19 protein-coding genes are annotated in these 21,494 nt (G+C 42.5%); 14 read left to right on the top strand and 5 right to left on the bottom strand.

The features are described from left to right. Nucleotides 1-479: 479 nt before the first annotated feature. Entirely contained in the window at nucleotides 480-2,435 is a 1,956-nt protein-coding gene (locus ACIFQN_RS29110) for a GTP-binding protein (RefSeq protein ID WP_429836553.1), read from the top strand. 23 nt (nucleotides 2,436-2,458) lie between these two features. On the opposite strand, the gene ACIFQN_RS29105 is transcribed toward ACIFQN_RS29110, so the two are convergent. Further along, nucleotides 2,459-2,545, bottom strand: a complete 87-nt coding sequence (locus tag ACIFQN_RS29105; protein WP_429836551.1) for an IS3 family transposase — start codon at nucleotides 2,543-2,545, stop codon at nucleotides 2,459-2,461. Between the two features lie 388 nt (nucleotides 2,546-2,933). Beyond that, entirely contained in the window at nucleotides 2,934-4,322 is a 1,389-nt protein-coding gene (locus tag ACIFQN_RS29100; protein WP_429836536.1) for a D-serine ammonia-lyase, read from the bottom strand. Between the two features lie 169 nt (nucleotides 4,323-4,491). On the opposite strand from ACIFQN_RS29100, the gene ACIFQN_RS29095 reads away from it, so the two are divergent. The 8 genes from ACIFQN_RS29095 to ACIFQN_RS29060 all read left to right on the top strand — a co-directional run bounded on the left by ACIFQN_RS29095 (nucleotide 4,492) and on the right by ACIFQN_RS29060 (nucleotide 12,385). After that, nucleotides 4,492-5,046: a cupin domain-containing protein gene (locus tag ACIFQN_RS29095; protein ID WP_429836535.1), complete on the top strand. Its 555-nt coding sequence runs from the start codon at nucleotides 4,492-4,494 to the stop codon at nucleotides 5,044-5,046. Between the two features lie 100 nt (nucleotides 5,047-5,146). Continuing rightward, nucleotides 5,147-5,410, top strand: coding sequence for a hypothetical protein (locus ACIFQN_RS29090; RefSeq protein WP_429836534.1), 264 nt, complete (start codon nucleotides 5,147-5,149; stop codon nucleotides 5,408-5,410). 117 nt (nucleotides 5,411-5,527) lie between these two features. Then, the gene (locus tag ACIFQN_RS29085; protein ID WP_429836533.1) at nucleotides 5,528-6,952 is read left to right on the top strand and encodes a PQQ-dependent sugar dehydrogenase; all 1,425 of its coding nucleotides are present in this window, start codon (nucleotides 5,528-5,530) and stop codon (nucleotides 6,950-6,952) included. A 297-nt stretch (nucleotides 6,953-7,249) separates the two neighbouring features. Continuing rightward, the gene (locus ACIFQN_RS29080; protein ID WP_429836532.1) at nucleotides 7,250-7,687 is read left to right on the top strand and encodes a hypothetical protein; all 438 of its coding nucleotides are present in this window, start codon (nucleotides 7,250-7,252) and stop codon (nucleotides 7,685-7,687) included. 115 nt (nucleotides 7,688-7,802) lie between these two features. Then, nucleotides 7,803-9,173 (top strand): sigma-54 interaction domain-containing protein, encoded by a 1,371-nt coding sequence (locus ACIFQN_RS29075; RefSeq protein ID WP_429836531.1) that lies wholly within the window; start codon nucleotides 7,803-7,805, stop codon nucleotides 9,171-9,173. A 56-nt stretch (nucleotides 9,174-9,229) separates the two neighbouring features. Beyond that, a complete protein-coding gene (locus ACIFQN_RS29070) occupies nucleotides 9,230-9,991 on the top strand; it encodes a creatininase (RefSeq protein WP_429836530.1) in 762 nt (253 codons plus the stop codon). Nucleotides 9,992-10,172: 181 nt separating this feature from the next. Next, nucleotides 10,173-11,585, top strand: a complete 1,413-nt coding sequence (locus tag ACIFQN_RS29065; protein WP_429836529.1) for an APC family permease — start codon at nucleotides 10,173-10,175, stop codon at nucleotides 11,583-11,585. Nucleotides 11,586-11,629: 44 nt separating this feature from the next. Further along, on the top strand, nucleotides 11,630-12,385 hold the full coding sequence (locus tag ACIFQN_RS29060; RefSeq protein WP_429836528.1) for an SDR family NAD(P)-dependent oxidoreductase: 756 nt from the start codon (nucleotides 11,630-11,632) through the stop codon (nucleotides 12,383-12,385). A gap of 382 nt (nucleotides 12,386-12,767) precedes the next feature. Here ACIFQN_RS29060 and ACIFQN_RS29055 read toward each other — a convergent pair whose 3' ends face one another. Further along, nucleotides 12,768-13,790: an MBL fold metallo-hydrolase gene (locus ACIFQN_RS29055; RefSeq protein ID WP_429836527.1), complete on the bottom strand. Its 1,023-nt coding sequence runs from the start codon at nucleotides 13,788-13,790 to the stop codon at nucleotides 12,768-12,770. A gap of 37 nt (nucleotides 13,791-13,827) precedes the next feature. Here ACIFQN_RS29055 and ACIFQN_RS29050 point away from each other — a divergent pair, with 37 nt between their 5' ends. Further along, complete coding sequence (locus ACIFQN_RS29050; RefSeq protein WP_429836526.1) at nucleotides 13,828-14,298, top strand: TetR/AcrR family transcriptional regulator; 471 nt, start codon at nucleotides 13,828-13,830, stop codon at nucleotides 14,296-14,298. Nucleotides 14,299-14,429: 131 nt separating this feature from the next. Here the strand turns inward: ACIFQN_RS29050 and ACIFQN_RS29045 are convergent, their stop codons facing one another. Then, nucleotides 14,430-15,410, bottom strand: a complete 981-nt coding sequence (locus ACIFQN_RS29045) for a fumarylacetoacetate hydrolase family protein (RefSeq protein WP_429836525.1) — start codon at nucleotides 15,408-15,410, stop codon at nucleotides 14,430-14,432. Between the two features lie 444 nt (nucleotides 15,411-15,854). On the opposite strand from ACIFQN_RS29045, the gene ACIFQN_RS29040 reads away from it, so the two are divergent. Next, nucleotides 15,855-17,414 carry an acyl-CoA synthetase gene (locus ACIFQN_RS29040; RefSeq protein ID WP_429836524.1) on the top strand — a complete coding sequence of 520 codons (1,560 nt, stop codon included), beginning with the start codon at nucleotides 15,855-15,857 and terminating at the stop codon, nucleotides 17,412-17,414. 20 nt (nucleotides 17,415-17,434) lie between these two features. Continuing rightward, entirely contained in the window at nucleotides 17,435-18,619 is a 1,185-nt protein-coding gene (locus ACIFQN_RS29035; RefSeq protein WP_429836523.1) for a thiolase family protein, read from the top strand. A 106-nt stretch (nucleotides 18,620-18,725) separates the two neighbouring features. Here ACIFQN_RS29035 and ACIFQN_RS29030 read toward each other — a convergent pair whose 3' ends face one another. Next, on the bottom strand, nucleotides 18,726-19,922 hold the full coding sequence (locus ACIFQN_RS29030) for an MFS transporter (RefSeq protein ID WP_429836522.1): 1,197 nt from the start codon (nucleotides 19,920-19,922) through the stop codon (nucleotides 18,726-18,728). 162 nt (nucleotides 19,923-20,084) lie between these two features. Here ACIFQN_RS29030 and ACIFQN_RS29025 point away from each other — a divergent pair, with 162 nt between their 5' ends. Continuing rightward, on the top strand, nucleotides 20,085-20,426 hold the full coding sequence (locus ACIFQN_RS29025; RefSeq protein WP_429836521.1) for a winged helix-turn-helix transcriptional regulator: 342 nt from the start codon (nucleotides 20,085-20,087) through the stop codon (nucleotides 20,424-20,426). Between the two features lie 431 nt (nucleotides 20,427-20,857). After that, entirely contained in the window at nucleotides 20,858-21,325 is a 468-nt protein-coding gene (locus ACIFQN_RS29020) for a DUF4259 domain-containing protein (protein WP_429836520.1), read from the top strand. Nucleotides 21,326-21,494 lie beyond the last annotated feature (169 nt).

The raw sequence follows: 21,494 nt of genomic DNA, 5'->3' as shown, positions 1-21,494 counted from the left end.
AATAGGCAATGTTCCGCATACGGGGCATGTGGAGTGTGTGGCGTTGTTGGTGATGAATGATACAGTTGCACGATACCCTTAAATATCAAGGACATTTGATTAGGACAGCTCATCGAGGTGATTGGGACAGTTGTCTTATCCATCAAAACAAAAAACCCGAGCGATTGCATATAAGAGAAAAATACACGGCAATTTACTGCCATATATAGAACACCAAATAAACCCTTTGGAAGGCATAATAAACATCTGACAAAATTAAAATAAACATTTGATTTCAGCCAGGGGAAAAAATCGAGGTAAACTGGAAAATCCAGCAGCCTCAACTCTTTTCCCCTATTTGTGTATCAAGCCTTTATTTTAACGGGGAACGGAAAAATGCGGGGGAGTGGCGGAGACGCTGGCAACTCTATTCTTGTTCTCGCGTCTTGTGTTTTAATGAGAGAAGAATTTTTAGTCGAGCATTACGGAAGAGGGATAACATGAAGCGTCTAACGATCGGCTTGTTTGCCCATGTGGATGCGGGCAAGACGACTTTCGCAGAACAGCTGCTATACCATACGAACAGCATCCGGTCGCGAGGCAGGGTGGATCATCAAGATGCCTTTCTGGACAACCACGACATCGAGCGAGCAAGGGGTATTACAGTATTCGCCGATCAGGCGGTTATGCACTATAATGGCGACGTTTATTATTTGATCGACACGCCTGGACACGTCGATTTTTCCTCCGAGATGGAGCGGGCGATTGGGGTAATGGACTACGCTATCGTGATTGTCAGTGCGGTAGAAGGCGTCCAAGGTCATACCGAGACAGTCTGGCAGCTGCTGCGTAAACATCGGATTCCGACGTTCTTCTTCATCAACAAAACGGATCGAACTGGCGCGGATGCAGACAGAACGATGGAGGAGATTCGGCTTCAGTTGACCGGGGATGTCTGTTCCATCAAGGGCAACTTCGCCGATGGTATCGTCGGTGAAGAGTTACGGGAGATGATGGCGGAGCGGGATGAGTCTTTGCTAGAAGCGTTCCTGGAGGAGAAGGATGATCAGATTTTTTGGCTGGGTGCCTTGCAGGAGAATATACGAGAGGGGCGTCTCTTTCCCTGCGCCTATGGCTCGGCGCTGCAGGATGAGGGCGTTGTTGAATTCCTGAATCAACTGCACCTGTTGACGACAGCGTCTTATGACGAAACGGCTCCGTTCGGGGGCCGCATTTATAAAATTCGGTACGCCGCAAACGAGTTGAGGCTAACGTTCGTCAAAGCGCTGAGCGGCACGCTGAAGGTCCGGGAGCTGCTCAGCTATGAGAGCGGCGGAATTCGATACGAAGAGAAGATTACACAGATCTTATTGTTTAACGGCAGCAAAACGCAGTCAGTTGAACAGGTGGCAGCCGGCGATATGTTCGCAGTCGCCGGCTTGTCTGAGGCCGAGGCTGGGCAAGGGGTGGGGCAATACGCAGACAAGTTTGCTTACGAGACCGAGCCGACGCTACAGTCGAAAGTACAATTCGACGGTTCGCTTCACGTGCAGCAAGTGCTCGGCGCATTTCGCATTCTGAATGCGGAGGATCCGTCTCTGAATGTGGTTTGGGAAGAGAATCTGCAGGAGATTCACATTCGCGTCATGGGTCTGATCCAGTTAGAAGTGCTGGAGCAGCTAGTGAAGGAGCGCTTCGGTTTCGTTGTCTCTTTCGGCCAACCGGAAATCTTGTATAAAGAAACGATACAGTCCGCTGTGACGGGATATGGACACTTCGAACCACTCAGGCATTATGCGGAAGTGCACCTCCTACTTGAACCGGGGGAGCGAGGCAGCGGAATCCACTTCGCTAGCTTATGTCATCCTGATGACCTAGGTTTTAACTTTCAGAATCTGATCCGGTCTCATCTCTACGAGCGGGAGCATCATGGGCTATTGACAGGCATGCCGGTCACCGATATGAAGATCACGCTGCTAAAAGGTGGTGCGCATAAAGAACATACCCATGGGGGCGACTTCCGTGAGGCCGCCTTCCGCGCGCTGCGGCAGGGGCTGGAGAAAGCGGATAACATGCTGTTGGAACCCTACTATGACTTCAAAATCAAGGTGGGAATCGAGCAGATCGGGAGGGTGCTGTCTGATATTCAGCGCTTCTCAGGCACATTTGAGCCACCGCAGACGTCGGATACCCATGCGGTCATTACTGGAAGGGTGCCCGTGTCGACATTCATGAACTACAGCACCGAGTTCGCTTCCTTCACACATGGACGAGGCAGCATCCGCTGCGTGTTTGGCGGCTACGACCGCTGCCATAATGCGGAGGAAGTGATCGAAAGGAAAGGTTACATCAAGGAAGCAGATCCTCTCTATACCTCTTCCTCGATCTTTTGTACCAAGGGGGCTGGCTATTCGGTGCCGTGGGACGAGGCGGAAGCCAAGATGCATCTGCTCTGAGCGGAACCAGAGGTGTTTATTTATTACGGAAAGAAAAGCTGACGTCGGTACTCAACTGGCGTCAGCTTCTTCCATTTTCGCTGTGGACGACCTTCGTTGTAAAATTGGATATATTCCTCGATTCGCCTTTGTGCCTCGTCTAGATTTCGGTATCAAAAGGGTAGAGCCCCTCCGTTTTGAGATGGCCGAGTTGGATGCATATGCTAAAGGAACATGTAACAAATTCAAAAAAGCCAATTAAGCTGACGCCCGTGAGAAGCAGAACGCCGTAGTAAGGCAAAGCAAGTCTGGCCATGTCCGGCAGTTTTTATCTGATCGCCTGTGCCATCGTCTCTTCAATCATATACGCCGAAGAGAAATTTATTGATTCACTGTTCAAATAATAAGCGCTGTCGTCTTATATACAAAATAAAATAACCGTCCGTCTGCTATGATGGGAGTAACAACAAAAAGCGGTTCAGACTGTATTGTTCACGGTCTTTGGCCGCTTTTTTTTATTCAACTATCGTATTCCGTAAGTGAATCTTTCAGTTTTGATAAATGTAAGCCTTTGTTATAATAACCTTCCATTATTCCCCTTGGAACCAAGCTTCCGCCCGTTGCCCAAACAATATGTGTACTATTTTCCAACCTTTCATCTAATGCGTTAACGGATAAATACTCCTGACCGACTCTTGTATTATGTAGTTTGACGGTTCCTAGCATTCCAGCTAATGCAGAAGGTTCAAGGTCAATATTTTCGTTGTTACTTAGAGCATGTAGCAAAATATATAATTCATCATCATTAATTGTAAAAATTCCACTCAATAAGCTCTCAATTACTTTACCTACAAATCGAGAAGGTCTCCCTACTGCAAGGCCGTCTGCGTCTGTTTTGTTATCTATCCCAAAATCCTGAACAGATACTTGATCATGTAACTCAGTTAACAACCCAAGCATCATGCATGGAGAGTGGGTTGGTTCGGCAAAGAAGCAGTGTACATGTTCCCTGTAAATCAATTTTAAGCCAAAAGCAACGCCTCCCGGACCACCACCAACACCGCACGGAAGATATACAAATAAAGGGTGGTCTTTATCTACAATAACGCCTGCGTCATCTAATTGAATTTTTAATCGATTAGCTGCTACAGCGTACCCTAAAAATAGGTGCTTTGAATTTTCGTCATCAATAAAGTAACAGTCTGGATCTGTATCTGCTTGTTTTCTTCCCTCCTCAACTGCTTTACTATAGTCAGAACTATGTTCGATTACAGTAACGCCTTTGGTTCTGAGCAAATCCTTTTTCCAATGTTTTGCGTCTGCTGACATATGAACAGTAACTTTAAATCCCATTTTTGCACTCATTACACCAATACTTAGTCCAAGATTACCCGTAGATCCTACAGCGATCGAATATTGCGAAAAAAAATCCTTGAACTGCTTAGAATCTAAAATGGAGTAATCATCCTGAGCTGTTAACAGTTTATGCTTAAACAAAAGATCCTCTGCATGCTTGAGAACTTCATAAATCCCACCTCTTGCTTTAATCGATCCCGATATAGGGAGGTGGCTATCGCATTTCAACCATAGTTTCCCAGAAAGTGCTTGATGATACTTTTTTTCAAGATAACGATGCATGTGGGGAATAGGTACGAAAGGAGATTCGATTATACCGTTCATGCTTTGGGTTTCTTCAAATACCTTAGCAAGATAAGGTGCAAATCGTTTCCATCTTTCCTCAGCATCATTCACATCTTTTTCATCGATGGAAAGCGTATCAATGCTTGATGCCTTATACTTGGCATTTGTCCAAAAAACTTCTTTTAATGACACTACATCTTGTAATATCGGATACTCTAGTTGCCATTGTAAAATTGATTTCCCTGCTACTATATGATCCGTTGACATCGCTAACTTCCTCTCTTCTTTGAATGTGCCCTGGAGTACGCTTACATACAATTCTACAAAAAGATAGTACATTACATGATTTCCTTTATGTTAAAATGTATTTAATAAAAGTCAATACAATTTATTTAAATTGCAACTGAAATGTAACTGGAGGAGCAGCGTATTTATTATGAACGACATTAATGTAGGGCAAAAAATACAAGAATACAGGAAGAAGAAAGGATTAAACATTCGCCAACTAGCAGAGTTGGTAGTAGTGACTCCTTCGTTGCTAAGTCAAATTGAACGAGGGATAGCAAACCCTTCTATTCATACACTAAAGTTAATTGCTAAAGTATTAGAGGTTCCGGTTTTTAATTTTTTTCTGGGGCAGGAAAGCACAAAAAATTTGATTGTGCGATCCAATCATCGAAAGAAAATGACTCTTCCGGAAAGTGGACATATTTCATATGAACTTTTATCCCCTGATCTAAACGGGGCTATCGAGTATGCTTTAATGAAATTGACACCTGGATCTCAATCTTCTGAGGCATTGATGGAACATTCAGGAGAGGAAGCAGCTTTTATTCTAGAAGGGGAAGTAAAGCTGTATCTAAATGATGAAATTCATATTTTGAGTACGGGAGATAGTGTAAGAATACCGCCTCATATGAAACACAAGTGGAAAAATACGTTTGATCAGAACGTAGTTGTTATATTTGCAGTTACACCACCTTCATTCTAACCGATGAGATTACAGCGGATGAAGTTGGGGCAGAGTTGGATATTCCTCATATCACTTTGTCACAGGGAGCATCGTTTCGGAGTACATAAGAGGGCGGAGATTGGAACACAGAGAGTATGACGACGGCGACCTTCTTTATATACATAGGTTGAATAAAGCCGAGGAGTGGTGGGTAGGCCGGTTTCCCCACAGACTAGACTTGTTCGTTCCGGATAGTGACGAGCTTTATTTTTTTGATACGTCTTCCAGAGATGAACAGGGTGAATTCCCCATTATTTGTTATGATCTCATGAATGGATTGATCGACACGTATGCTTCGACGTTTGCGGAGTTTTTAGAACGGTTGATCGACGAGCGTTCTTAAATAAGAATACATCCTTGAATCGTAGCTTGAAAGTAAGCTGAATCGTACCACAAATAGTGGGAAAGCGGAGAATTGAATTGAACGCTGGATGTGACTAGGAGGGAGTGCTAAAGTTAGTTGAGAAAAGTTAAGGTTAGTTTACGGCCCATTGTAAGTAAGATAAATATGCCCACTGTTTTGAAAACAACTGTACTTCCGGGTGATTCAATTGAAAGTTTATTTGTTGCAACCCAGGTAGGAGAGATCTTTTACATACGAGACGGAGTGATAAGAACTTTTTTCGATATTAGCCCGCGAATCATAAAACTAGGTGTCTCTAGTGGTGGATATGATGAACGGGGGTTGCTAGGGCTAGCGTTTCATCCCAATTTTTATTATAACGGTCTTTTCTATCTTCATTTTTCAGTAGCTGGAACACAAGGTCCAGGTGCCCTTCCAGGTGCTTTTGAATCTTTTAAGCCGAATCCGTGCGATCCTAGAACCTTAAACCTAAAGTGGATAAATAGAGAAATTCAATACGATCATATTGATACAGTTGAAGAATGGATTCTACAATCGAATGGTCAACTTCAAAAACGACGGACATTACTTAACGTAAGAAGACCATTTTTAAATCATAATGGTGTCAATAGCTTAAACTTTTCACCTGAAACAGGAAAACTTGTTTTAACAACCGGAGATGGTGGATCAGGCTACGATCCATTTCATTTAAGTCAGGATGATATGGAAATCGCCGGCAAAATTATTGAAATGGATGTCGTTACGAATACATTTATTTATAATCCACCCGTAGTCACACGTTTTGATGAACTTCCCGTACCTATTCAGGAGACGCTTACGGTAATTGCCAAAGGGGTTCGCAATATTCCAGGAATTTCATTTCAATGGTTCAGTAATCAGTATGTCAAATATGTGGGGATTGTTGGACAGGATTTGGTAGAGTCGATTTTTTCATTCGTTCATCATAAACCAATACCGGTTACCCAGCTTGTTCAAGCTTCTGTAATGAATTCCGAACCTGACCAAGAAGGATTCATTAACTTTGGCTGGCGAGGGTGGGAAGGCGCTTTTCCTACTTCGATAATTAAGGGCTGCTCTGCAAATCCAACTTTGGATGAGAAAACAATTGCTTATTACGATGAAGCGGTAAAAACTTCAGTAAGGCGTCTTCTGCCTTTAACGAGTTATTTTCATAAAGATCCAAGGCCCGATAAATTTGGTGGAACTGCACTTACAGGAGTCCAGCCCTATATGGGGAATGAAATCCCCGATTTAACGGGAAGCGTTGTGTTTACCGACCTTGCCAGGGATGAAGGATCTCACCCTCCAGTTAGAGGGGTTTTAGCTTACACCAGGGTACAAGCAGATTGTAAACTAAATGATTTTAGTGTTATTGAAACCGATTATAATTTTGGATCTCGATCAGCTTATTATGTTAGTTTGGGAACGAATCTGGATCAAACCAGACTATATTTAGGAGTTTATGGATCTATGAAGGTGGCTGATTTTAACCAAGGTACCGTTTTTGAAGTTGTTCCATAATTCATAACTAACATGCCATGCAATAGCGATAATATAGCAAGGAGATTTTGAACATTAGCGAAGCGGACGGTAGCGATCGGGGAGCGGCGAAATAAGAATAGTGTTTACATTAATTGGATTTCCAGGAGCTGTCACGCCGTGACAAGCTCCTTCTTATTTTTCGCCGATAGCCCCGTTAACCTGAGCCGTACCACAAGTAACGGCGAAATGTTCACTGAAAATAATGTTTTAGACTCATAAAATACAAAGTGGCAGCCTAAGTGGGGGGCTCTCCACGATTATTTTGTATGGGGCACGGTGAAAAAGATCGGCAAAGCGTTGTCCCGGCTTATCGAGGAACCAGTGATGACGGCCGGATATATCAATGAGGAAATATTCGAGTTGTCGATTTTCGAGAATGGAGACATTCAAGCCGAAAGAATCTTTTGTGAACAATGGATGAGGAATGAATATGGACTCAAAGAAGAGCGTCTTAATGATGACTACCTGCGAGAAGCGTTGGATATCCGTACGGAGGATCTTGACGACTTCATAAGGATTACAAATCCGGAACAAGCCGTAGATCAGCTGTCGGAACTCGTAAGAATGTCTATATGGAGCATATCACAACCGATTTTTTCTACGGTTAATCCCCCTGCCACAGAGGAAGAAATAACCCTCTTGGAAAGCACATTAAATCCCCCTTTTGATTTTCCTGTCTATTTATTTTTTGATAATTTATTCAAAAATGAATAATTCATGTGATACACTGATTTCATTAAACGATTAGGAATATTACCATTTTAATTATTTAAGAATGAATAATTAGGCGTTTTATTGTTTTCACTCTAATGCCCCTGGAGGTGTACAAATGTCAGTTCAAGACGTGTGGAATAAAAATGAAGCCATTCTTCAATCTCTCATAGAAGACATTATTGTGACGAACGCCCAAGGCATTGTACAAAGCGTAAGTGCGGCGACTGAAGAGGTTTATGGTGTCTGTGCAGACAAAATGGTCGGAAGATCTGTTTACGAACTTGAAGAGGAAGGATTGTTTACACCGCTTGCAACTTCACTGGTTCTTGAGAAAAAGGAGAAGGTAACCTTTATACAAACGACCGGGGAAGGGAAAAAGCTGTTGATCACCGGTATACCGGTCTACGGCCAAGGAGAACTGATTCATATTGTTAGTTACTCCCATGATGTCACGGAACTGATTGAAATGAAAAAGTATTTAGCTCAAATGGAAGATGAAATGGCGCGTGCCAAATCCGAACTGGAAATGCTTCGTGATCAACATCTTGATCATGAAGGATTCATTGCGAATAGCAGTGGGATGAAAACTATCATCCGTACGGCGTTCCAGGTAGCAAAAGTAGATGTGAATGTTCTGTTGCTAGGTGAAACCGGTGTCGGGAAATCGCATGTAGCGAAACTGATTCACAAAAACAGTCCTCGAAAGAATGGTCCGTTTATTGAGGTGAACTGTGGTGCTATTCCTGAAAATCTTTTTGAAGCGGAGTTTTTTGGGTATGAGGAAGGTTCCTTTACCGGTGCAAAAAAAGGTGGGAAGCTAGGGCTGGCTGAACTTGCAGATGGAGGGACTCTTTTTCTGGATGAGTTAGGGGCACTTTCGCTTTCCAACCAAGTTAAGGTTCTTAAGTTGATTCAGGAGAAAAAGTTCTATAGAGTTGGCGGGACAAAATTAAGGAAAGTGGATTTCAGACTGATTGGCGCAACGAATGAAAACCTGGAAGAGGCGGTAGAAAGGAAAACATTTCGCGAGGATTTATACTTTCGTTTGAACGTGGTCCCGATTACGATTCCTCCGTTACGAAAACGCCAGGAAGACCTCATTCCACTCATTAAACATTTTGTCGGGGAATTTTCGTCGAAATATCAGCTTAAACGTATCCTTGATGAATCGGTCATCCAACAACTGCTGGCTCAGGATTGGAAGGGAAATGTGAGGGAACTCATCAATCTTATTGAGCGGTTGGTTGTGACTTCACCGTCCAGCATCGTGACAATGGATCATCTACCTGAGTCCTATCGGCGCGATTCTTATGTGTCGCTTCTCAACGATTCAGAGGAATCATTGTCGGAAATCCTCGAGCAAGTTGAAAAATACGTCTTAACAAAGTCAAAAAAGAAGCACAAAACCACTGTGAAAATGGCACAATCCTTAGGCATCAGCCAACCCTCCGTTGTTCGAAAGCTAAAAAAGTACGGAATCGAATAATGTTGGTATGAGAATTGCTTTATTGTTTTGTATAAAAGGATTAGGAGGCAAAATAGATGAGAACAAGAAAGATGTGGGAAATGACATGGGCGGAGGTGAATCATGCAATAAAAGACGATATGGGAATTATGCTTCCTGTAGGTTCTGTGGAACAACACGGTCTACATTTACCTTTATCAACAGATTTTCTAATTCCTACTGAGTTGTGTCTTGAAATGGCAGATCAAGTGAATATGATCGTTGCACCTCCAATTACCTATGGAACACATTCACGGCCGTTAAGTGGCGGCGGGCAGACCTTTGTTGGGACCACTTCAATTAGAGCAATCACTTTCATCAATCAGGTAGAAGACATCATAAGGGAATTTATAAGACAAGGCTTTAAAAAGATCGTATTGTTCAATTGGCATATGGAAAATTCGCATTTTTTATATGAAGCTGCTTTTACTGCTACAGACAGAGGCACCAACAAAGATGTAAAGGTGTTAGTTATGGAGACTCCTTTCAGTAGCTTTGACGAGGATACAATGAATTTTCTATATCCTGACGGCTTCCCAGGTTGGGGCCTTGAACATGCGGCAATGTTTGAAACCTCAATTATGATGCATATTGCTCCTGAGTTAGTTCAATTTGATTTGGCAGTAGACGATGGTCCTGCAGAAAATCCATTTTATGACGTTATTCCTATAGACGAAAGATTCGTAGCCAAGAGCGGAAGCTTGTGGAAAGCATCATTGGCTACAAAAGAAAAAGGTGAAAGGATTTGGAGGGAATTATTAAAAGAATTGGTTCCTATAGTGAAAAACGAATTTCGGTAGTGTCAAAAATTTACCACCGCAATCGCTCATGACAAACCCGCCAATGGTTTAGTTTATGGATATCAAGGGCGAAGGGATGTTCAGTTTGGTTTGTCATGAGCTCGCTTCGCCGACTGCTGATTCAGGGCTAAGCTAAACAAAATAGTTTTGATAATTCGTAATTTTCTTCAGGGAGGATGACATGAGTAAAAATGATAAGACGATGAGCGCTCAAGAGCGACTAGAACAATTAGGTTACAAACAAGAACTGAACAGAAGCCTTTCCGTAACAGGTAATGTTACGATGACAACTGCAAACGCATCGCCTATAATGGCCATCTTTGTATTAGCGATTGCTCCTTTGGTTGTCACAGGTACAGCCACGGCCGGAGCAGCGTTATTTCAAGGTATTTTAGTGCTTCTAATTGGACTTACCTTAGCAGAATTAGGTTCTATTTATCCAGTATCAGGAGGGACCTATTCTATTATCAGATATGTCTTGCCTAAACCACTATCTTATATGGGAATAGCATCTTTTGTATTGATCTCACTTATATTTCCCCCGTCTACAGCGCTTGGTGTTGCAACGTATATGCAACTGCTATTTCCACAATTACCTCAAACAGCTTTTGCAACCAGCTGTATTGCAGCAGTTTGTCTAATTTTCGCATTAATAGTCGGTCTCTCAAGTATTGCAACTAGTGATAAAATGACAAAAATTTTAATGGCAATGCAAGCTGTTCTAATTGCTGTTCTATTTTATACATTTTTAACAAATCCACAGAGAGATGTTACAGAGGTGGTGTTTTCACCACAGGTTCTTAATGAATTAGGTACAGCATTAATACCAGGATCAATCTCTGTAATGCTTGCATCTATAGGAATGCTATTTGGAGTAATAGGAGGATATGACTCAGCTCTTGGTTTTTCAGAAGAGACGAAGGGAAGCTGCAGAAACATTGCAAAGGCTGTCATCATTTCAACAGTAGTGACAGTTATCTTTATGGTTACCCCCATCATTCTCTCCATGATGGCTGCACCAGATCTTTTAGCATATCTGCAGGCAAAATCACCATTGCTTTATACTGTTCAATCCTATCTTGGCAGCACGGGAACTATGCTTGTAAATATCGGTGTATTAATTGCAACATTTAATGCGACGGTAATGCTCATCGTTTGGCAGGCACGTATCTTGTACACAGGAGCAAGAGACAGGACTTTTCCTGATTTTATTGCAAAACAGATGATGAAAGTGTCTGGAAAAACACAGGTACCTTGGGTGGCAACGGCATTTATTTGTATAGCATCCATTATTTTAGTATTTGCCTCTAGTTTAGTAGCACTTGTAACATTTGGAGCGATTTTGTTTTCAGTGATGTTCCTGCTAGTAGCAGTTGGGTCAATTATCAGCAGAATAAAAGAACCGAATATAGAAAGACCTTTTAAAATGCCATTGTTTCCTCTCATTCCAATTGTGGTAATAATTGGGTTAACAATTGCGATATTTGCTCAACCACTTCATGATATTCTTACAGCCGCTGGGTTTTACGGGCTAGCATTACTTTACTATTTTGTATATATCAGACCAAGAGATAAACGAGAGAACCAATCGTAAAACCGCAAAACTAATCAAATGAAGTGAAAGGAATTGTTATATCAATGAAAAAGCTAGAAGGAAGAGTAGCAGTTGTAACCGGTGGAGAAACAGGTATAGGCAAAGGTATTTGTCTTCGATTTGCAAAAGAAGGTGCAAATATTGCATTTACGTATTACAACAGTGAAGAAAAGGCTAAAGCTACCTTGGAAGAAATAGAAGCTTTAGGAGTAAAAGCGATTGCTGTAAAAGTTGATGTTAGAAATGAAGAAGAGATTATTCAAATGCGAGATATAGTTGTGAATGAGTTTGGGAGAATAAATATATTAGTAAATAACGCAGGAATATATCTTGCCGAAGTACCAGTTGTGGATATGCCAGTAGAAGATTGGGATAACACCATTAATACAGATCTTAGAGGGGTTTTTCTGATGGTTAAGCATTTTGGAAAACTTATCGAAAAAGAGCCTACTAGAGGAAAAATCATTAACATTTCTTCTGAACTATCTCTTATAGGAAGAGCAGGCGGAGCGCATTATTGTGCAGCAAAATCTGCCGTCAATGGATTCACGAAAAGTATAGCTTTAGAATTCGCTCCGGAGATTTTGGTTAATGCAATTGCCCCAGGACCTGTGGAGACTGATATGATTATGGCGTATGATGATCCAGAGTGGATTGAGAATGAAAAAAATCAAATCCCGCTGAAAAGATTTGGAACAGTGGGAGAGATTGCAGCATTGGCAGCATTTTTAGCTTCAGATGAAGGGGATTTTTTCTGTGGGCAATTAATAAGTCCAAACGGTGGAGCAGTATTCCATTAAGGGGTACCGCTAGCAAAACGCGGATTTACAACGTTAAGGAGTTTCGATCATAGAATTAGGGTCTGTCAAGAATTTCGTGTAAACTCAATCAACCGATATATGAAAAGGTTTCATCCCCCTAACAGGGACATCTTTTTCAGAGCCAACAAAGTCAAGGGCGTACGGCGAAGCGAACCCTTGACACGTTGGTGGAGAAAAAGATAATCCTTTCGAGGATGAAGCCTTTCATTTGTTAGCGGATGTACGGCTGTACTCAATCCTCAAAGAAAACAGATAGCTGCAAGAGAATCTAGCCCCCAGGAGGGTTAGTCACCCCCTCCTACTCGATTCGCATTATTAAAAGGAGATTCTGCTAAAGCTATCTTCTGAAGGTTTGTATGTGCTATTCTTCCCAAACGCTCATAGGGTCCCATTTTTTGATCCGACTTCCGTATTTTTCGGCCAAAAAAACGCGCATGTCTTCCAGATTCTTGGGTATCTCGTTCCAATTTGCAACAGTTGGCAAGCCTCTTTTGCTTTTTAACAGGATATCCACAGTCATAAACAATCGTTCTGGTTGAATCCAATGAAGAAAACGGGAAATATCCATTTTCTTTGTCAGGGACAAGGGATCGATCTCGTCATCGTAATGCTTATGAAACTCACTGATAAGGTTCATGAGATAATCTCTTTGTTCCTGCACGAAAGCCAAGCTGCAGATAGCACCATGCCCTGGGATGACAACTTCGGGTTTGATTTCATTGATAATACGATCAAGCACTTTGACCCAGTTGAGGGTGCCCTCTTCACTGTATGCCGTACAACCGTTAAACACGATATCTCCGGCAAAAAGAATCTTTTCTTTAGGCATCCACAACAGCAAATCACTGTCAGAATGAGCCGGAGCAACGTTGTATATAACCACCTCGGTTTCGCCAAGTCGGATGTTGATATCATCTTTAATCTCAATATTTGGTGATATCCATTCCACACCCTCCAAATCGAATCCTTCAAACTCTGCAGCAAAAAAGCGCTCGCCTGGGGTCGAGTCAGAGGAATCCTTTCCTCTTTTTATTACCCCGTCCATCCAAGTGATGTTTTCGGTCAGGCGCTCTCTTTCTGCTTCTTTATGCATAATAATGCAGGCATCTTTAAAGACCTTGTTTCCCCAAGTGTGGTCGCTATTATAGTGTGAGTTCACCACATATGCAGGAGAGCCACCGTTGCTTACTTCCTTGAACACCTCCCGCATTTCCTTCGCATGGAATAGATCGAAGAACGTGTCAAATACAAGGCCCTTGCCCTTGTTTATGAACCCGGCATTAGACCAGCTGATTCCACGATACGGTGATACACCGGCAAAAACATCATCTGCTACTTCAAAAAATTTAACACGAGGTTTTTGTATAATGCGGCCGTATTTCATAGCAATTCTCCCTTGCAAATAATTATTTTGTATGTGTTTGAACGCAATTATCAGGCTTTTTGGAAATAAACAGGGAATATTAGAAGCTATAATTGAAAAGCATTCTTATATCCCGCAATTTGAGAAGCTGTTAAAAGAGGAAGCTAAGGATAAACCAGAGATAGATTTACTGAACGTATGTAAACATTACCAATTATTTTTCCAAAAGAATACGGACATCATTCTTATTGGTATCCGTGACAGTGGGCTTTTTCCTGAATTGGACAGGAAACTGGCTGAGCTGCCTACTAAGCTTCATTCCCTGTTGGTTGAATATTTTGAGCGCCTTCAAATGAAAAAAATCATACCCGAACAAGACGCACACTTAACAGCAATGTCCTTTCTCTCAATGTGCTACGGCTTCCAGATGGGGCATCTCATACATAATCAGACTCAACTCGTAACAGAGGAGAAGTTCTACAAATACAGTGTCGAGTTGTTTGTTAAAGGGCTTATGCCTAAGTCATAAGCTTGGTTGTATTATGTCGTTTTAGCGATACAAGGAACAGAGTATGGTTCCCGCGCAGGGAACCATGGCTTGTTCGCTTTTTTCAGGAGAGTCCTACAGTAGTGATTGAGTGTGCACACTACCCTCTTACCCTAAGATGACTGGACCACCCGATTACGCAGGACACCGATCTTTTCAATTTCCAGTTCCACGACATCGCCAGCATTCAGTTTGCGGTCATGTTCAAGACCGCAACCGCGCAATACGGTGCCCGAGCCTATAATCTCTCCAGGATACAGTGTCTGAGACCGGCTCAAATGGGCAATGGCATCCTCAAACTTATGATGCATGGTGTCCGTGTTCCCACGTGTCAATTCTTCGCCATTGACACGAGCGATCATCATCAAATTGTAGGGATCTCCAATCTCGTCAGCGGTTACGATGCAGGGGCCGAAACCATTCGAACCGTCAAAGTCCTTGCCTTTTCCGAGACCTGCGCCTGCAGCCATTACAAGCATCTGTTCGTCCCGAGCACTCCAGTCATTAAAGATGGTATAGCCAAAGATGTAATCGGTTGCACAATCGCGAGAAATGTTCTTGCCCCGTTTTCCAATCACTGCAGAAAACTCCAATTCAAAGTCCAGCCACTCGGTGTAATTTGGAATCTCGATATCTTCTTCTGGTCCACTAATGGTTGTTCGGGAAGAATTGTAGTACATGACCTTTTCGTAATAAATGCTGGGGACGCGAAAACGGTCTAAAGTCAAGAGTTCCTCCAAGGACACATCAGGGTTCTGCTCCGCCTCTTTTTGGGCGCTCAATTTTTTAACGTTCTCTAAGTGCTCGATAATGAGAGCACAATCCCGTAGGGACACCGGGGTGGGCAGGGGAGCTAGTAGCCGGATTTCATCTCTGTTCCGGATGGATGAATTGGGAGCGTTGGAGACAACTTCACGCGCGAGCTCCAGTCCCGTCGCACCACTCTCGATTAGAGTCAGCATACTGGACAGGTTATTGGCCTTTTCCATTTTGAGGGCCATTGCCCCCTCCAATAGGTCAACGGCTTGGTTACCTTCCTCGATTAACGCGCCAATCCGCTGGGAACCACGATATTCAAAGGTAATGAGTTTCATCTGACCGCCTCCGCTTCGACTAAACTTGTCAGAAATCAAAATTCGTTGCTGCAACCATATATTCTTATAGACAGAGAAAAATTGGGTCACTGACTGCGGTTTGTAATTCTGATTATTCTAAATAACTTTCAGGATGTCAATGATTTTTGTGAGGGAATTTGATTATACTTAAGTCAGTGACTTTATTTTGTTTTTTAATTGACAAATATACTTCCTAGAGAATATATTAATTCCAAGCATTTATCGGAAAAAGGCGAAAATTTATATTACTTCTTCAGTAATCATAAAAAGGTGATTAAAAAACTGAATTTTCGGATTTAATTTCGCAGATTCTCCATAGGGCCTCCCTATCTCAGACCTGAAGGAATAGTAAAAGGATCTGACTGATTCTTTCAAAAGGACGGAGAAGTCTTGAAACAGAAAAAAAGGAAAGGATGATGAGTTTTGCTAGAGACTACAGTTGGACAGTTGTTCGATAAAGCGGTCCGTCAATACCCGGACAAGGTGGCTATAAAAGACCTGCAAAGAAGTATTACATATGCGGAATTAGAAAAAGAGGTTAACGGTTTTGCAAACGCTTTAATCCAACTTGGGATTTGCCATGGCGACAGAGTTGCCATCTGGCTTTACAACAGCATTGAGTATGTTGTGGCGGATTTTGCCATAGCTAAAATCGGTGCTGTCAGGGTTCCTTTAAATCAATTTCTGAGTGTGAATGAAGTACAATATCGGATGCAAGATTCCGGTACGAAAGCAATTATCAGCAGTCCGGAATGGATATCATCTGTACAAACCATCGTGAAGAATTTGCCTTACGATGTCCTTGTTATCAACACAGGAAAGGAACCTGTCGACCAGGAGTCAATGATGCATCAGTTGATCGAAAATAGTTCCTTTGAAAATCCTGCGATATCCATTGGAATGGAAGATCTTGTGGCCATTATGTACACCGGAGGGACAACTGGGCGTTCAAAAGGGGTTATGCACACCCATAAATCCACCATCGCCTTAATGTACAGTCAAATCGTCGAGCAAGAACTGGAACGAGGGGTAGTGCTGTTACATGTAGCCCCGCTTGCCCATGCAACCGGATTTTTCATCCTGTCGGGTTTCCTCCGAGGTGGAACTCATATTCTGCTCCAAAGCTACAGTCCCCGTTCATTTTGTGAGACGGTTGAACGTGAAAAAGTGAGTTTTGTCTTTCTCGTTCCCACAATGATCTATCATTTACTCGATTTCCCGGAGCGAACGAAATACGATTTAAGCACCCTTAAAACCATACAGTATGGGGCGTCACCGATGGCGCCGACACGAATTAAGCAGGCATTGGAAGAGTTCGGACCTATATTGATGCAGAGTTATTCCCAGATGGAGGTGGCCAATCAAACTACAGTATTAACGAAAAAGGATCATCAAACCGCACAAGGTGAAGAGAATCGGTTGGCATCCTGCGGACGAGAGGTTATTCTTTCACAAGTTCGGATTGTCAATGTAATCGGGGAAGATGTGGGCCATGGAGAAGTAGGAGAGATTATGACGCGTGGTCCGCATATGATGAAAGGATATTGGCAGCTGGAAGAAGAGACAGCCAAGGTTATTAAAGACGGCTGGCTTCACACGGGTGACATGGCATATCGGGATGAGCACGGATATATATATTTGGTGGACCGCAAAAAGGATATGGTCATTTCTGGCGGATTTAATGTTTATAGTACTGTAGTGGAAAGTGTTTTGTTCCAGCATCCTGCGGTAAAACAGGCAGCGGTGATAGGTGTCCCAGATGATCATTGGGGGGAAGCGATCAAAGCAATTGTCGTTGTTCATCCAGAAACCGGGATAAATGAAGAAGAAATAATTGCTTTCTGTAAATCGAGATTAGCTAAATATGAAGTGCCCAAGACAATCCATTTTGTAGATTCGATTCCTGTAACCGCTTACGGGAAGGTTGATAAAAAAGCGTTACGTGCACCTTATTGGTCCGATCAAGGACGGCAAGTAAACTAATAAACAAGGGAGAGACGATTATGCAGAAGGTGGTAGTGTTAGGAGTAGGAATGACTAAATTCGGCAAACATTCGGACAAGAGCTTGAAGGATCTGGGAAAAGAAGCGTTAACGCATGCCGTTCAAGATGCCAACATTGAACTCTCGCAGATCGAAGCGGCTTATGTTGGCAATGCGGGTGCGGGATTGATTACGGGTCAGGAATGCATTAGAGGGCAAGTGATACTCAGCTCGGCGGGATTGAGCGGAATCCCGATCATTAATACCGAAAATGCCTGTGCTAGCGGATCAACGGCCTTTCATTTGGCTTGGATGGCGGTTGCCTCCGGTTTATATGATATCGTTCTAGCTTTAGGAGCCGAAAAGATGTTTCATCCTGAAAAAAACCGCGTGTTTTCCGTGTTGGAAAGCAGTACAGATATCGAACAGTTGTCAAGTTTTCCCGGGTATGGGGAACACAAAGAGGGACAGAGCATTTTCATGGATTTATATGCGTGGACAATAAAAAATTATATGACAAAGTATGACATAGATGAGAGGGTCTTAGCAAAAATTGCGGTAAAAAATAGTTACAACGGCAGTTTAAATCCATATGCACAATATCAGAAAGCGCAAAGCTTGGAGGAAGTTCTAGAATCAAGAATCATTAGTGACCCGCTGCGCCTGAAGATGTGTTCACCGATCAGTGATGGTGCTGCAGCAGCGATTATTTGTAGTGAAAAAGCAGCCCGTTTGTATACAAACAAACCAGTTTATGTCGCGGCTTCCGTACTTACATCCGGTAGTCAAAAACAAGAGGAAATGCAAACCGTAGAGAGAGCTTCGAGAAAAGCCTTTGAGCTTGCAAATATTGGCCCCAAAGATTTGCGAGTGGTAGAAGTTCACGACGCTGCCGCATCGGGAGAATTACTGATGTACGATCAGTTAGGGCTTTGTTCCCCCGGTGAAGGTGCGAGGTTAATCGAATCGGGGGCCACTAAGATCGGCGGGAAAATCCCGGTCAATCCGAGCGGTGGCTTAATTTCCCGCGGACATCCAATCGGGGCTACAGGAATCGCGCAAATCGCTGAGATCACTTGGCAGCTTCGCGGGCAGGCAGGCGCTCGTCAGATTCCAAATCAACCCAAAGTGGGATTGACAGAAAACGCAGGTGGCTATCTTAACGGAGACAATGGTGCGACGTGTATTCATATCTTTAAGCTCTAACACCATTAATGCTTCGTTGCAGCGTCCATTAGAGTGACAGACTAAATGACCCGTCTCTGTTTTAAAGAGACGGGTTTTGCATTTAAAGGACAAATGCAAATAAATATCATTTTGTCCTGTGCAACCGATAGCTAATAACGGTCAGCAGCGATGCAACTAATGCCAACACACCGCCTACCCATCCGGTATGAAGCAAACCAATATTGGTCGCAACCAGTCCTCCAATTGCTGCTCCAACAGCAATGCCCAAATTAACAGATACGGGAAATAAGGAAGCGGCGAATATTTTGGCTGAAGGAGAGTACTCGCCAGCTAAATCCATTAAATACAGTTGGAATGTTACGTTAAATAAGTAAACGGTAAGACCGATAAATAAAATACTTATCAATCCTGAAATGGCAGAATGTAAGGTGAAATACATTGAGGAAAGAATTACGGCTTGTATAACGAAAACATACCTTAATTTCCCCAATCCGTTGCGAATAGCTATTTTACCCGCAAACAAGGTACTAAATATAGAGGCGACTCCATATAACAGCAAAATAAGGCTTGTATATCTGACTGGGATCATGAGTACATCTTCCAATATAGGCGCTATGTATGTGTAAACTGCATAAGTGGCCGCAATGCTTAGTGTTGGGACAAAAAAAGCTAAAATAATTCGGGGATGTGTCAATAAACTGAATTGGCTTATTAAAGAGGTTTTGGCACCCTTCAGGTTTCTCGGAAGTGTAATCGCCAACATGACCAAGGAAATGATGCCTAAAAAAGCTGTGAACCAAAAAGCCATGTTCCAACCGCCTGCTTGCCCAATCAAGGTTCCAATCGGAACACCTAGAACACTTGCGATAGTAAAGCCGGCAAATACGAGTGAAACGACAGTGCCTCTCTTCTCGGCAGGCATCGTCTCACTTGCAACTGTCATAGCTATAGTCAGAGTTACACCGCATACAACAGCGGTAACCACCCTTGCTCCCATAAGCAAAGGATAAACAGAAGCAAACGCACTAATTATATTACCTGCAATAAAAATCAGGATGCATACTAGCATCAGCGGATAGGTGGGATAGCGGCTGACCAAAGCGGTCACGATAGGTGTGCCAATGGCAACCGCTACGGCAAACCCTGATACAAGCGTCCCTGCCGTCGAGATCGTTATTTCCAAATCAGATGCAACCTCGGACAACAACCCAACAATAACAAATTCGCTTGTACCGGTGACGAAGGTCAGTAAAACTAAAGAAAAAACCAAGAGCTTCTGCTGTATACTCAAGGACACTCCAATTGAATTTGCATTACCCATGACTCTATTTCCTCCTGTTTGTGATTCATCTGTAGACGAATCTGTTCGTATCGCCTTGTGGATGCTATTATGAATTAAAAGTGTTAATAAAAGAAGTACACACTTTTTAGTCATATAGTCACCAAAAAGTAATAATTGCACAAACAAAGGGGTGTTGAGGGAATGAGAACGTACTACTGTACGCTTGAAGTTGCGATGAGTATTATTGGCGGCAAATGGAAATCACTAATTGTTTATCATTTAACAAAAGGGCCCAGGCGAACAAGTGAGTTAAAGCGAATGATTCAGGGGATTACACAGAAAATGCTAATCCAACAATTAAGAGAACTTGAAGAAGACGGAATCGTTATCCGAAAAGTATACAATCAAGTCCCGCCGAAAGTTGAATATTCAGTTACAGAACTAGGGATGACAATGGCACCGATCTTAAGTGCACTGTGTGAATGGGGAGAGAATTATTTAGAGGAAACCTTCGACAAAGGTGAATATCAAATTTTGAATTAAGATTAATAGAAGGGCGATTAGTTTCCTTTTACTTGCTCGGTGACAATAAACGTAGCAAGGTTCCTGATTCGTGAAACATGGCGCCATTCCGGGTATACAACGAATGGATAAATATCCTTCTTAACCAAATAGAAATCCAGAGGACCTTGCAACGGATCACCTTTAGACTTCCTTTGAGATCCCTTTGGCAGCTCTATCGATAGGGAGAAAGAGCCGTTATAGTAATGCCAGTCTTGTGAGAGTCAGGCGCGCGCTAAGGATTTGTTTATTCATGTTATCCTCCTTTGGAGACAGTAGCATTAGTCGACAGGGGTTCGTAATGGGGAGAAAATCAAAATTAATACGGCAGATGATTGGTTCTGCTTGGGAAGTAAAATTATGGTAGCATATAGGGGATTGGTAATTTACCGTAATGTGAGAGGAGTATTGATATGGGAGCCTGGGGATACAAAGCATTGGAAAGCGATGAAGGTTTGGATGTGGTTGATTTTTTACAGGACTATATCCAAAATCATTTGGACTCCGATCATTTAAAGCTGTCTGAAGTTGTTACTGCGATGAAAAATCGTGGCTTTTTTGGAGAGTCCTTTGATGAAATTGATTTTTTCTACGATACCAGTGCTATGGCGCTTGCAGAGCTCTATTTCATGTATCTTGATACCGGAAAATTTTATGATGCTGAAAACGAATTTGGAAAAGTACGCTCATTTACTGCGGATGAAGAATCTTTGAAGTTTATTTTAAGATACGTAACGGACATCAGAGATGAAGTTACGGATGCTGATAGTATAAGAGAAATTGTTGAATTATGGCGTGATTCAAAAAGTTGGAGTGAATGGAAAGACAATCTGGAATTTCTTATTCATAGAGTGGAAAAAGAAATCACCAACTTCAAGTGACCCCCAATCGTTAGGTGCAATTGGGACGAAGTTCAGCCTTCTAGCGGACATAGATTCACCTATTTATTCATAACGAAACGCGGCCAATGGAATGATTCCGATTGGCCTTTTGTGATAAGGTTCTTTGCTTGTTCCGATAAAGGAAAATGTCGTAATCTCTACTGTTTCT

It is taken from the genome of Brevibacillus sp. NRS-1366, assembly GCF_050467985.1.
Note: the sequence above shows the minus strand (reverse complement) of the source record. Positions and strands in the feature narration are given on the sequence as shown.